Source organism: Qipengyuania marisflavi, from assembly GCF_005884405.1.
In the GTDB taxonomy this organism is placed as follows: Bacteria; Pseudomonadota; Alphaproteobacteria; order Sphingomonadales; family Sphingomonadaceae; genus Qipengyuania; species Qipengyuania marisflavi.
The window spans coordinates 330,607-343,196 of record NZ_VCAO01000003.1 but is presented as its reverse complement, the minus strand read 5'-3'; the positions used below and the strand labels follow the sequence as shown (position 1 = coordinate 343,196).

The window sequence follows — 12,590 nt, the reverse complement described above, 5'->3', positions numbered from 1 at the left end:
ATATGGGTAAGGAAACCGGCTTCCTCGAATTTGAACGGCGCGAACGCGATACGCTCGCCCCCGAAGCGCGGCTGCGCGATTACAAGGAATTCACGCTCACGCCGCCAGAGGATATTCTGCGCGAGCAGGCCGCGCGCTGCATGGATTGCGGTATCCCGTTTTGCCACACCGGCTGCCCGGTCAACAACATCATCCCCGACTGGAACAATCTGGTATACGAGGACGACTGGCGGCGCGCGCTGACTGTCCTGCACTCCACCAACAATTTTCCCGAGTTTACCGGGCGCATCTGCCCCGCCCCGTGCGAAGCCGCCTGCACGCTCAACATTGGTGACGCGCCGGTGACGATCAAATCGATCGAATGTGCGATTGTCGACAAGGGGTGGCACAATGGCTGGATCAAACCCGAACCGGCAGACAGACGCAGCGGCAAATCGGTCGCCGTAATTGGCAGCGGTCCCGCCGGGATGGCCTGCGCCCAGCAATTGGCGCGTGCCGGTCATGCGGTCACAGTGTTTGAAAAGAGCGACCGGATCGGCGGCCTGCTGCGTTACGGCATTCCCGACTTCAAGATGGAAAAGCACCTGATCAATCGCCGCGCGGTGCAGATGGAGGCCGAGGGCGTCCAGTTCCGCACCAGCAGCGAGGTTGGGGTCGAGGTCAGCTTCAGCGCGCTGAAAGAGAATTTCGATGCCATCGTGCTGGCAGGCGGCGCAGAGGAAGCGCGCCAGCTCGACATTCCCGGTGCCGAACTGCCCGGCGTGCGGCTGGCGATGGAATTCCTGACCCAGCAGAACAAGCGCAATGCGGGCGATGACGAAGTGCGCGCCGCGCCGCGCGGCACACTGTCCGCGACCGGCAAGCATGTCATCGTGATCGGCGGCGGCGATACCGGCAGCGACTGTGTCGGCACCTCCAACCGGCAGGGCGCGGTCAGCGTCACCCAGCTGGAGATCATGCCGCAGCCGCCGGAAAAAGAGGACAAGGGTCTGACCTGGCCCGATTGGCCGATGAAGCTGCGCACCACGTCATCGCATGACGAAGGCGTGACCCGCGATTTTGCCGTGCTGGCCAAGCGCGTGGTGGACGAGAATGGCGATGTCGCGGGGCTGGAATGCGTGCGCATCGAATGGGTGGATGGCCGGATTTCCGAAGTGCCCGGCAGCGCCTTCACCCTGCCAGCCGATCTGATCCTGCTGGCGATGGGCTTCACCGGCCCCAAACGCCGCGGCCTGCTCGACCGTGCCGGGGTATCGCTGGACCAGCGCGGCAATGTCGCCGCCGATACGCAGGCCTATGCCACCAGCGAGGCGGGCATCTTCACCTGCGGCGATATGCGGCGCGGGCAAAGCCTGGTCGTGTGGGCCATCCGCGAAGGCCGCCAGTGCGCGCGCAGCGTGGACGAAGCACTGATGGGCACCAGCGAACTGCCGCGCTGAGGCGGCTTAATCGATGGCAAAGATCAGCTGATCGCTCTCACGCGGCAGGCGGCGGCCTTCCTCGGGTAAGGGGGCGAATTGGTCCTGTGTCAGATGCAAATTCGTCAGGCCTGCAATCTTGAAATGACCCAGTGCCGGGCTTTCGTCCTCGCGCCGCTTCTTCTGCGGATTGAACGCGCTCACATACAGCGCATCATTGCGCACGAAAATCTGATGCGGCGCCAGATCCATCGGCACGGCGTTGTACACCGCCTGCACCATCTGCTTGTTACGGATAGCCTGCGCGAGCGTCTGGCCGAGATCGGCGATCGTGGGAGAATTATGCTGCATTGCACCATAATGGCGATTTGACGCGCAGGATCAAGGGGAAATGCGATTGGGCCACCCCTGTTGACGAGCGCGCGAGCCAATGAATAGCTATGCGGCGCAGGTCACGCAGCTCGCCACACTCGGATCATTGGCCAGCCGCTGCGGCGCGATCGCTTTGCCGCAGGTGGCGCAATAGCCCCATTCGCCATCGTTCAGCCGGACCAGTGCCGCTGCGATCCGCTTGCGTTCGGCCTGGCGGCGGCGTTCGGCGGCCTGCGCCATCGCCTGCTGCTGCATCGCGTCCATGCGCGACAGGCGGCCCACGCTGTCCTGTTCCAGCTTGACCGGTGCACGGCCCTCGGCGCTGATGCGGTCTTCCTGCGCCAGCTCCTCGCGGCGGGCGATCAGGTGCTGGCGGGCTTCGGCTTCGGTCATAATGCTACAATGACCAGTCGATGCCCCCGCGTCCATGCTTGGCGAGAAACGCGTTGGCGCGGCTGAACGGGCGGCTACCGAAAAAACCGCGATAGGCGGATAGCGGGCTGGGGTGCGGGCTTTCGATAAGACAGTGCGATCCGCCGCGCAGCCCGGCGACGCGCTTGGCTTTGCCCTGAGCATGGCTGCCCCACAGGATAAACACCGCCGGTTCCCCCCGCGCCGCCACAGCCGCGACGCAGGCATCGGTGATGGCGTCCCAGCCGCGCCCGGCATGGCTGCCAGCTTTGCCGCCCTCCACCGTCAGCGTGGTGTTGAGCAGCAGCACGCCCTGCTGCGCCCAAGGTGTCAGATCGCCATGCGCGGGGCGCGGAATGCCGAGGTCTGCCTCCAGCTCCTTGTAGATATTGACCAGACTGGGCGGCACTTTGACGCCGTGGGGCACCGAGAAGCTCAGCCCCATCGCCTGACCAGGCCCATGATAGGGGTCCTGCCCGAGGATCACCACTTTCGCCTGGTCCAGCGGGGTCAGTTCGAGCGCGCGCAGGCGGGTGCCGCGCGGGGGATAGACCGGCTTGCCCGCCCCCTCCTCGCCGCGCAGGAATGCGCCCAGCTGGCGGGCTTGTTCGCTGGCCAGCACCGCTGCCAGCGCGGGCTGCCAACTGCCGGGGATCGCCTGATCTGTCATCCCCCCGGCCTAGCCCGCGCTGCGCCCGCTCGCCAGCACCCCTTTTCAGCCATCCCCAATCGGCCTAAGGCCGCGCGCATGGCTGTACATTTTCACGAAGAAGACCTTCCCGCAGGCGTGCTCGCCGATGGCCCGCTGGCCGTCGATACCGAGACCATGGGGCTACAGACGATCCGTGACCGGCTGTGCCTGGTGCAGATCAGCGACGGCAATGGCGATGAACATCTGGTGCGGTTTTCGCCCGGTAGCAGCTATGACGCGCCCAATCTGAAAGCGGTGCTGGCCGATCCTGACCGCGTGAAGCTGTACCATTTCGCCCGCTTCGACCTAGCAGCCATCGAATATTATCTGGGCGTGACGGCCGCGCCGGTGTTCTGCACCAAGATCGCCAGCAAGCTGACGCGGACCTATACCGACCGTCACGGGCTGAAAAATCTGGTCGAGGAATTGCTCGGCACTAGCATTTCCAAGGCTCAGCAGTCGAGCGATTGGGGTGGCCCCGAGCTGAGCGATGCGCAGCGCGATTATGCGGCGTCGGATGTGCGTTTCCTGCACCGGCTCAAGGCCGAGCTGGAAAAACGGCTGGCGCGCGAGGGCCGCACCGAAATGGCGCAGGCCTGCTTCGATTTCCTCCCCGCCCGTGCCCGGCTGGATATTGCCGGCTGGGATGAACACGACATCTTCAGCCACGTGTAAGGCGGCAGGGAGCAGGTAGCATCATCATGGCCACCACCCATCGCAGGATAGAAACGCAGGACGCCAAGGCGCTGCGCTCACGGCGTCAGCATTTTGCTGCGCCGGGGGGCAGCCATGACAGGATCGTCGGCTTTCTGGCGCGCGCCCTGCCGATGGCTGTGGGCGTGCTCGCGGCGGTGATGGTGATCACTCCGCTGGGTCCGCGCGGCGAGATCAGCTTCCTGCTGGATCGCAACAAGGTGGCGATGATCAAGGAACGGCTGCGCGTCGACAATGCGCTGTATCGGGGACAGGATGCCAAGGGCCGCCCGTTCTCGCTGACGGCGGGCGAAGCGGTCCAGCAATCCAGCGCCGAAGGCATCGTGCGGATGGACGATCTGGTCGCCCGGCTGTTGATGACCGATGGCCCGGCGCGGCTGTCCGCCAGCGCGGGGCAATATGACATCAATGACGATATCGTCGCAGTGGCGGGGACGATGCGGCTGGCGACTGCCGATGGCTACCGGATGATGGCCAGCGGTGTCTCGGTCAATCTGAAAGACAAGACGCTGACCGGCGCAGACGGGGTCGAAGGCGAGATTCCCGCCGGGACATTCCGCGCCGACCGGATGTTCGTCGATCTGGATGCGCGCACGATTACCCTTTCCGGCAATGCGCGGCTGCGCATGGTCCCCGGCAAATTGAGGATGCCCTGATGAAGCAGCATTTTTCCACCATGGTCCGTTCGGCGCTGGGCGGCTTTGCCCTGACCGCTGCCGCGCTGGGCGGTATGCATCTGAGCGCGCAGGCGATTGGCGGGCACAATTCCAACGCGCCGGTATCCTTCGCCGCCGACCGGATCGAATTGCAGGACCGTCAGGACCGCGTGGTGCTGTCCGGCAATGTCCAGATAACGCAGGCAGGCCTCAGCCTCAGCGCGGCACGCACGCTGCTCAATTATACCGACGCGGGCAGCCTGAAAATCCAGCGCATCATGGCGACTGGCGGCGTCAGCGTCAGCCGCGGCAATGAACGCGCGCAGGGTGACAGTGCGGTGTATGATTTCAACCGCCGGATTATCACCATGGCGGGCAATGTCCGGCTCAATCGCGGCAGCGACACATTGCGCGGCGGGCGGCTGGTGATCGATTTGGCCAGCGGCGTGTCCAGCGTAGATGGCGCGGCCAGCGGTTCTTCCTCGGTCACCGGGGCCACCAGCAATTCGGGCGGGCGCGTCACGGGGACGTTCTCCGTCCCGCAGAACTGAGGCGCGGCGGGCGGTATGACCCGCAGCGCAGCCATACAGATCGGACCCGCGCTGCTGGCGCTGCTCGGACCGCGTGCGGCGAAGGCGGCAGAGCTGTCGGCAGCGGATTGGGAGCAGCTGGACGCATTGGCCAGCGATCACCGGCTGCAACCCCATCTCCATGCCCGAACCACACGCGGCGAGATTGGCACTGAGGTGCCAGCCGTGATTGCCGCGCGCTGGCGGGATGCGCACCGCAGCAATGCCATCGCCATGCTGGCCCAGCGGCGCGACTTGCTGCTGGCGGGTCAGGTGCTTGGCGCGGCGGGCATCGGTGCAGTGGCGCTGAAAGGTTCTGCACTGGCGTGGCGCGGCTATCCCGCCCCGGCAGAGCGGATGATGCGCGATATCGACATTTTGGTTCCGCAAGCGCAGGCCCCCGCCGGGTATCACGCGCTGCGGTCCGCTGGCTGGGACGCGCCCGAAATGACCGCCGGACAGCTCGAAACACTGGCGCAAGAGGCCAAGCACCTCCCGCCGCTGCGCTCCCCCTCTGGCGAGACGCTGGAGCTGCATGCCCATGCATGGGAGCCGCTGCCCGCACCGGGGCGCTTTATGCCGCCCACCGATGATGACGGCCTGCTGGCGCGTGCGGCGGAGTGCAAACAGCTGGGCATTGCCACGCTCGCTGGCGAGGATTTGCTGGCGCATCTGATCGTCCATGCGGTCTATTCGCACCGCTTCAACAACGGGCCATTGCTGCTGGCCGATGTGGATTATGCCGTCGCTGCCGATCTGCCCGACTGGCCGCGCCTGCGGGAACGCGCAATTCGGGACGGGTGGCAGCGCGGCGCGCAGCTGGTGCTGGCGCTGGTCGATCACTGGCGGCGGCCGGGTGTTTATGCCCACAGCGGGTTTGGTGACTTGCCCGATGCGGCCATCCTTGCAGAGGCGGGCGCTTTGCTGGTTCAGGATGTCGGCGCGCGCAAGGACATTACCGCATTGGCGGCGCTGCAATCGGGCGGTTCCGGCTCGGTCCGCAGCGGTGCTGCTGGTCAGGGTCGCAGCACCGCAGGCCAGCTTGGCCGCCGCGCAGTGTCGCTGGCAAGAAGCATGACGCGCGCGCCGATTCGCGCCTCGGCGGCGCAGACCGCGCGGCTTGACCGCTGGCTGGCGGGTTAGTCAGCGCCGCGCATTGGCATAGCGGGTCATCCCGGCCAGACCCTGCGCCAGCAACAGCTCCGCCGCCTGGCTGTTGGTCAGCAGCGCGCGGTGCAGATCGACCAGCCGCAACGTCAGCCGGTCCAGCTTGGCGGCGGGCCAGCGTTGCAGCTGTTCGATCAGCTCACGCTCTTCCTTCCAGAAAATTCCCAGCCGCGCTTTTTCGCCCTTGTCGAGATCGGCCAGCCGCCGCGTGCCCAGCGCCGCGGTCAGCCGCGCCATCTGCGCCGCGCGCCGTTCCAGCGCCAGCAGCACGCCGACCGGGTTGAGGCCAACCTGCTTCATCCGCGCGATTTCCGCCGCCAACCGGCCCGCGTGACCGCCCAAAACCACATTGACCAGGCTGGCAAAGCCGTCCTCCTCGCTGACCGCACCAATCGCGTCGAGATCGGCAGCTTCGGCGGCCTGCGGTGACTGCGGCGAGGTGTCGAGATAGATCGACAGCTTGGTAATTTCCGACTCCGCCAGCCGGACATCCAGATTGGCGGCGCGGGCGATCCGTTCAGCCAGATCGCCGCCCAGCCGCACACCGGCGGCATCGGCCATCGTCCGCACGCTTTGCGCGACCGAGCGCAAATCGGGCGGATAGAACATCGCCACCAGCGCATCCTTGCGTTTTTCCAGCAGCTTTGCGGTGCGCGATTTGTCCGTGGCAGAGGTCGCCACCACCACCACCGGACAGGCCGAGCCTGCGCCCGCCTCGCCGGTCTGGATCAGCGTTTCCAGCGCGGCATGCGCCTCGTCACCTGCCGCACGCACCCAGATATGGCGGGCATCGCCAAACAGCGAAGTCGTGCGGGCCTCGTCACCCAGCTTTGCCGGATCTGCGCGCAATTCAGCGCCAGACATTTCGACCCGCTCCCCCGGCTCGTCAAACCAGCTGACCAGATCGCGCGCAGCGGCGGTCGCCCCCGCCTCGTCCGCACCGCAAAAGAAGAAAATGCCGCAAGTCTGCACGGCCCCGCGCGCCTTGCTGGCGAAATCGCGGTTGGTCAGCTTCACTGGTTCGGACGCAGCGCCAGAGCCACGCGGGTCACGATCCGGTCCGCCACATCGCGCGCCAGATTTTCCAGCGCGGTTTGTTCGGCAGCGATGGTGGCATATTCGCTCGACACGACATCAATCCCCGCGTCCGATCCGGCAGTGGCATCCAGCAGGATTTCGCCGCTGGCCACATCGACCAGCTGATAGCGCGCACGCAAGGTGCGGCGTTCTCGGGCGATGGTGTCATCGCGCAGCACGCCCAGCCCCTCCAGCTCGTCATCCAGTCGGACATCAAGGCGGTAACGCGGCTGCGCAGTGCCCGCCGCGCCCAGCCGGTCGTTCAGCGCATTGCGCACCAGCCAGCCCGCGCGGCCTTCGATGGCGGGCACATCCACGCCCGCCAGCCCCTGAGCCACCGCGCCGCTGCCGCCGCCCGCATACATGGGTTGCAGCCCGCAGGCAGACAGCGCGAACAGCGCGGAGAGGAGGAAGGCGAAACGCATCAGGTAACGATATTGACCAAACGATCGGGCACTACAATGACCTTGCGCACTTCGGCCCCGTCAAGCGAGCGCTGCAGCTTCTCGGAACCCAGCGCCAGCGCCTCCAGCTGATCCTTGGGCGCACCCTTGGGCGCGGTCAGCGTATCGCGCAGCTTGCCGCGATGCTGGACCGCGATGGTCACTTCGTCCTCGACCAGCAGCGCCGGATCGACCGCAGGCCACGGCGCATCGGCGACCAGCCCGTCCTGTCCCAACGCGTGCCAGGCTTCTTCGGCCAGATGCGGCATCATCGGCGCGGACAATTGCACCAGCGTGGCAATCGCGGCGCTGCGGCTGGCCGAAGCAGGCGATTTTTCAACCGCGCTGGTCAGCTCGTAAATCCGCGCGACGGCCTTGTTGAACGCCAGCGCCTCGATATCTTCCGCCACGGCAACGACCGTGCGGGCAATGTGTCGATCAAGCGCTTCATCTGCCCCCTGAACACCCCCCTGAACATTGGCGCCATGTTGAGCGAATAGTCGCCACAGCCGGTGGACGAACCGGCCGCAGCCTTCGATGCCCGCTTCCGACCACGGCAGATCGCGCTCCGGCGGGCTGTCGGACAGCACGAACCAGCGCACTGCGTCAGCGCCATAGCGCGCGATGATGGTATCGGGATCGACGACGTTTTTCTTCGACTTCGACATCTTGATGACGCGGCCGATTTCAACGGGCTCGCCATCATCTTGCAACACCGCGCCATCACCGGTCCGCTTCACCTCGGCGGGGGTGTAGAACACAGCGCGCCCATCCTGCGCCCGGCTGTAAGTCTCGTGCGTCACCATGCCCTGCGTGAACAGGCTGGCGAACGGCTCCTGCACATCGATCAGGCCGATATGGCTGAGCGCACGGGACCAGAAGCGGGCGTAGAGCAAATGCAGGATCGCATGTTCGATGCCGCCGATATATTGTTCGACGGGCAGCCACTTGGCGATTTCTTCGCGGTCGCAGGGCTGGTCCGCAGGCTGGCTGGCGAAGCGCAGGAAATACCATGAGCTGTTGACGAAAGTGTCGAGCGTGTCGGTTTCCCGCTCCGCCGCGCCGCCGCATTCGGGGCAGCTGGTGTGCTTCCACGTCGGGTGCCGGACCAGCGGGTTGCCCGGTGTCCGGAAATCCACATCATCGGGCAGCGTGATCGGCAGGCTATCCTTGGCCGCCGGGACCACGCCGCATTTCTCGCAATGGATAAACGGGATCGGTGTGCCCCAGTAACGCTGGCGCGAAACGCCCCAGTCGCGCAGCCGCCACACGGTCTTGCCCGCGCCGCGCCCTTCGGCCTCAAGCCGCCGGATAATCTCCCGCGCGGCGTCGTCGACTGCCATTCCGTCGAGGAAACCGGAATTGACCAGCACGCCCTCTCCGGCCTCCGCCTCGCCAGTGAACGCCTTGTCCGCCTCATCCGCGCTGGCCGCGACCACGCGCGGGATCGGCAGGGCGTATTTGGTGGCGAATTCGAAATCGCGCTGGTCGTGCCCGGGCACCGCCATGATCGCGCCGGTGCCGTAATCCATCAGCACGAAATTGGCGATGAAGACGGGCAGATCCGCGCCGCTGAACGGATGGCGCGCGGTGATACCGGTGTCGAAGCCCAGCTTCTCGGCGGTGTCCAGTTCCGCCGCCGTGGTCCCGCCGCGCTTGCATTCGGCAATGAAATCGCGCGCCGCCTGGCTGTCAGCCGCCACGCCCTGCGCCACCGGATGGTCTGCCGCCACCGCGACAAAGCTCGCGCCGAAAATCGTGTCGGGGCGCGTGGTATAGACCGGCAGCTTGTCGCCATTCGACAGGTCGAAGGAAAACTCGAGTCCCGACGATTTGCCGATCCAGTTTTCCTGCATCAGCCGCACTTTATCCGGCCAGTCTTCCAGCTTGCCCAGCCCGTCCAGCAATTCCTCGGCGAAATCGGTGATCTTCAAAAACCACTGCGCCAGTTTGCGCTTCTCGACCTCGGCGCCGCTGCGCCAGCCCTTGCCGTCGATCACCTGTTCATTGGCCAGCACGGTCATGTCGACCGGGTCCCAATTGACCTCGCTTTCCTTGCGATAGACCAGACCCGCTTCGTAAAGATCGATAAACAGCGCCTGTTCGTGGCCGTAATATTCCGGCTCGCACGTCGCCAGCTCGCGGCTCCAGTCGAGCGCGAAGCCCAGCCGTTTGAGCTGGGTTTTCATGTGGTCGATATTGGCGCGGGTCCAGCCGCCGGGATGGACGCCTTGCTCCATCGCCGCATTTTCCGCCGGCATCCCGAACGCATCCCAGCCCATCGGATGCAGCACTTCGTGCCCGGTCATCCGCTTATAGCGCGCCAGCACGTCGCCCATCGTGTAATTGCGGACATGGCCCATATGGATGCGCCCGCTGGGGTAGGGGAACATCTCGAGCACATAGCTCTTGGGCTTGGGCGAATTGCTGTCGGCGCGGAAGGTCTGCGCATCATCCCACGCGGCTTGCCAGCGCGGGTCGGACGTTGCCGGATCGAAACTGTTGTCGGTCATGCCGCCCTGTTAGGCAAAAACCGCGCTATTGGAAGGCAGTTCGCATCACAAAACCGAATTTGCGCTAAACCGCGTCTGGCACGAATCGCTCAGGAAACACCCTTACGGCGCAGCGCGCGCGCCTTGGTCAGGATGATGTCTTCCAGCTTCTGCACCGTGGCAGCCTGAACCGGGGCATCGACCCAATTGCCGCCCTGGTTGACCTGTCGGCTGGCAGCGACCCGCAAACCGTCTGCACGCAGGTCCTGATCGAGGATAGTGACGGTCATCTTGACCCGCTCACCCGGATTGGCCGGATTGGCATACCAGTCGGTGACGATCACGCCGCCATTGCTGTCCGCCTGAAGCAGCGGGGCAAAGCTGACCGTTTCCAGCGCCGCGCGCCAGAGATAGGAATTGACGCCGATGGTGGTCACCTGCGCTGCGGCGAGGTCGGCCTTGGGGCGTTCACGCCCGCCGCCGCACGCTGCGAGACTTGCGGATGCCGCAGCCACCAGAAGGATGGTGGCGGGGCGGCGAAGGGATGCAAAAACGCTCATGTCGGTCCTTAATCTCGCACTCGTTTCACGGCTCTATACTGCCTGCGCGGATGCGGGCAAGGCATTGCGCGGGGATGGCCTGCCGATGGGCCGGTGATGATGGCGGGCCAGCAGCGGGTGCGAAAAGCCACCCGGGCCGCTGAATGCGTGCTGAATCGCCGGGGTTGTGGAGAGTCTGCAACACTTGGGTGTGAACGGTCTCCTGCCCCTGTGGAAAAGCTTCCCATGATGCGGGCGCAGGTTTAGTGTCTGAATCGATAACGAGTCGCTTCCCCCGAAATTCTTTCGCACACGGGGCATTGTCAGGAATCGTTCAGCGGTTTTCTGGTCAAAGGGATAGCGACGAACAGAGGGCAGTTGGAACGCAATGGCACTTTTCGGGGCAAAGCTGGGCAAGATGCGGGTTTTTCCCGCTGTGCTCGCTGGCGCCGGTCTGGCGCTTACGGTTCCCGGCACTGTGCTGGCGGTTGGCGGTGCTGACACGGCGTTGCCCGATGCCAAATCCGCCCAGTTCTATCCCTTCACTCCGGCCAAGGTCGATGCGCAGCTGGCGCTGAAAGTCGCTGCGCTGCTGGGCGATGACAGCCTGCGCTTCACACCGGCCAGCAGCACCTCGCCCAAACGTGACCGCACGGTTACCGTCGCGGTGCGCGTCGATCCCGAAACCGCCCGCGCGATTTCCATCCGCGGCGCTATCGATGCGGCAAGCGGCGATGACAGCCGTCTGGCAGCATTGGTGGTTTCGCCTACCCGCTATAATCTGGGCATCTCGCGCGGTTATCAAAACTTTGCGAAGCCCGCCAAGGAACCTGCCCTGACCGAAGGTCTGCGCAATCCTGCCATGCCTGATCTCGCCAGCTTCCGTCCTGAAAAGGACAGCAATTCCGGCAAGAAGAGCCGTTTCCAGTCGCGCATCGCGCTGGAAAATGAAGAGAACACGGGCCGCTCGGCACGGACATACGAATCGGCTGGCGACCAGAGCCTCGACGTGCGCGGTTCCTACCGCCTCGGCCGCAATCTGGACGTGACCGCCGGGGTCCGGCTGTCGCAGGATCGTGACCGGCTCGCCCCGCTTACCGATGGCGTCGAAGACAGCCAGGCGGTTTACGTGGGCACGCAAATCCGCTTCTGAGCGGACCGCCTTTCCAGCACCTTCGCGAATACCATCGCACCTCCCGCAAGCCATGATTTTTGGCTTTGCGCATGGCGGACCCTCGCCTAGAACCCGGCTAACGCTACGGAAAGCTTGGGAGAGAATGCTATGGGAAGAGTGGCCATCGTAACCGGAGGCACGCGCGGCATCGGCCGCGCAATTGGCGAAATGCTGCGCGATCAGCATGGCTGCACCGTCATCGCCAATTACGCCGGGAATGACGAGGCCGCCCGCGCCTTTAGCGACGAAACCGGCATGCCCACGGTCAAATTTGATGTCGGCGATCATGAGGCTGCAGTGGCCGGCTGTCAGGCGGTCGAGGACGAGCATGGCCCGGTCGATATTCTGGTCAACAATGCCGGCATCACCCGCGACGGCACGCTGCTGAAAATGAGCTATGACGACTGGCACGATGTCATGCGCATCAATCTGGGCGGCTGCTTCAACATGGCCAAGGCGGTGTTCCCCGGCATGAAAGACCGCAAGTGGGGCCGGATCGTCAACATCGGGTCGATCAACGGGCAGGCCGGGCAATATGGCCAGGTCAATTACGCCGCCGCCAAAAGCGGTATCCACGGCTTTACCAAGGCGCTGGCCCAGGAAGGTGCGCGCTTCGGTATCACCGTCAACGCCATCGCGCCCGGCTATATCGACACCGACATGGTCGCCGCCGTGCCCGAGGCGGTGCTGGAAAAGATCGTCGCCAAAATCCCCGTCGGCCGCCTTGGCCAGGCAGAAGAAATCGCCCGCGGCGTCAGCTTCCTGTGCAGCGAAGACGGCGGCTTCGTCACCGGCTCGACCATGAGCATCAACGGCGGCCAGCATATGTATTGATAGGGGGTGGGCCGCAAAAACATCCACATATCC

At 64.9% G+C, this 12,590-nt stretch carries 14 protein-coding genes; 7 read left to right on the top strand and 7 right to left on the bottom strand.

Annotation, left to right across the window (positions count from 1 at the left end; all coding sequences use genetic code 11):
* Positions 1-2: 2 nt before the first annotated feature.
* On the top strand, positions 3-1,439 hold the full coding sequence (locus FEV51_RS08710) for a glutamate synthase subunit beta (protein WP_138617939.1): 1,437 nt from the start codon (positions 3-5) through the stop codon (positions 1,437-1,439).
* A 6-nt stretch (positions 1,440-1,445) separates the two neighbouring features.
* Here the strand turns inward: FEV51_RS08710 and FEV51_RS08705 are convergent, their stop codons facing one another.
* From FEV51_RS08705 to FEV51_RS08695, 3 genes are all read right to left on the bottom strand, one after another.
* Positions 1,446-1,769, bottom strand: a complete 324-nt coding sequence (locus tag FEV51_RS08705; RefSeq protein ID WP_138617937.1) for a WYL domain-containing protein — start codon at positions 1,767-1,769, stop codon at positions 1,446-1,448.
* An 87-nt stretch (positions 1,770-1,856) separates the two neighbouring features.
* On the bottom strand, positions 1,857-2,183 hold the full coding sequence (locus FEV51_RS08700; protein WP_138617935.1) for a TraR/DksA family transcriptional regulator: 327 nt from the start codon (positions 2,181-2,183) through the stop codon (positions 1,857-1,859).
* A 4-nt stretch (positions 2,184-2,187) separates the two neighbouring features.
* Positions 2,188-2,871 carry a uracil-DNA glycosylase gene (locus tag FEV51_RS08695; RefSeq protein ID WP_138617933.1) on the bottom strand — a complete coding sequence of 228 codons (684 nt, stop codon included), beginning with the start codon at positions 2,869-2,871 and terminating at the stop codon, positions 2,188-2,190.
* A 78-nt stretch (positions 2,872-2,949) separates the two neighbouring features.
* Between FEV51_RS08695 and FEV51_RS08690 the strand changes: the two genes are divergently transcribed.
* Genes FEV51_RS08690 through FEV51_RS08675 form a run of 4 tightly spaced genes read left to right on the top strand, consistent with a single transcriptional unit; the run spans position 2,950 to position 5,974 of the window.
* Positions 2,950-3,567, top strand: a complete 618-nt coding sequence (locus FEV51_RS08690; protein WP_138617931.1) for a ribonuclease D — start codon at positions 2,950-2,952, stop codon at positions 3,565-3,567.
* Positions 3,568-3,593: 26 nt separating this feature from the next.
* Positions 3,594-4,262 (top strand): LPS export ABC transporter periplasmic protein LptC, encoded by a 669-nt coding sequence (lptC, locus tag FEV51_RS08685; protein ID WP_138617929.1) that lies wholly within the window; start codon positions 3,594-3,596, stop codon positions 4,260-4,262.
* The gene (locus FEV51_RS08680) at positions 4,262-4,813 is read left to right on the top strand and encodes an LptA/OstA family protein (RefSeq protein WP_138617927.1); all 552 of its coding nucleotides are present in this window, start codon (positions 4,262-4,264) and stop codon (positions 4,811-4,813) included. Before lptC ends, FEV51_RS08680 begins: the two co-directional genes overlap by 1 nt.
* 15 nt (positions 4,814-4,828) lie before the next feature.
* A complete protein-coding gene (locus FEV51_RS08675) occupies positions 4,829-5,974 on the top strand; it encodes a nucleotidyltransferase domain-containing protein (protein WP_138617925.1) in 1,146 nt (381 codons plus the stop codon).
* Here the strand turns inward: FEV51_RS08675 and holA are convergent, their stop codons facing one another.
* From holA to FEV51_RS08655, 4 genes are all read right to left on the bottom strand, one after another.
* Entirely contained in the window at positions 5,975-7,015 is a 1,041-nt protein-coding gene (holA, locus tag FEV51_RS08670) for a DNA polymerase III subunit delta (RefSeq protein ID WP_138617923.1), read from the bottom strand.
* Positions 7,012-7,500 (bottom strand): LPS assembly lipoprotein LptE, encoded by a 489-nt coding sequence (gene lptE, locus FEV51_RS08665; protein ID WP_138617922.1) that lies wholly within the window; start codon positions 7,498-7,500, stop codon positions 7,012-7,014. Before lptE ends, holA begins: the two co-directional genes overlap by 4 nt.
* Positions 7,500-10,031, bottom strand: a complete 2,532-nt coding sequence (gene leuS / locus FEV51_RS08660; protein ID WP_138617920.1) for a leucine--tRNA ligase — start codon at positions 10,029-10,031, stop codon at positions 7,500-7,502. The genes lptE and leuS overlap by 1 nt, the downstream gene beginning before the upstream one ends.
* A gap of 89 nt (positions 10,032-10,120) precedes the next feature.
* Complete coding sequence (locus FEV51_RS08655) at positions 10,121-10,570, bottom strand: DUF3576 domain-containing protein (protein ID WP_138617918.1); 450 nt, start codon at positions 10,568-10,570, stop codon at positions 10,121-10,123.
* A 367-nt stretch (positions 10,571-10,937) separates the two neighbouring features.
* Between FEV51_RS08655 and FEV51_RS08650 the strand changes: the two genes are divergently transcribed.
* Entirely contained in the window at positions 10,938-11,702 is a 765-nt protein-coding gene (locus tag FEV51_RS08650; protein ID WP_138617916.1) for a hypothetical protein, read from the top strand.
* 129 nt (positions 11,703-11,831) lie between these two features.
* On the top strand, positions 11,832-12,557 hold the full coding sequence (phbB, locus tag FEV51_RS08645; protein ID WP_138617915.1) for an acetoacetyl-CoA reductase: 726 nt from the start codon (positions 11,832-11,834) through the stop codon (positions 12,555-12,557).
* Positions 12,558-12,590 lie beyond the last annotated feature (33 nt).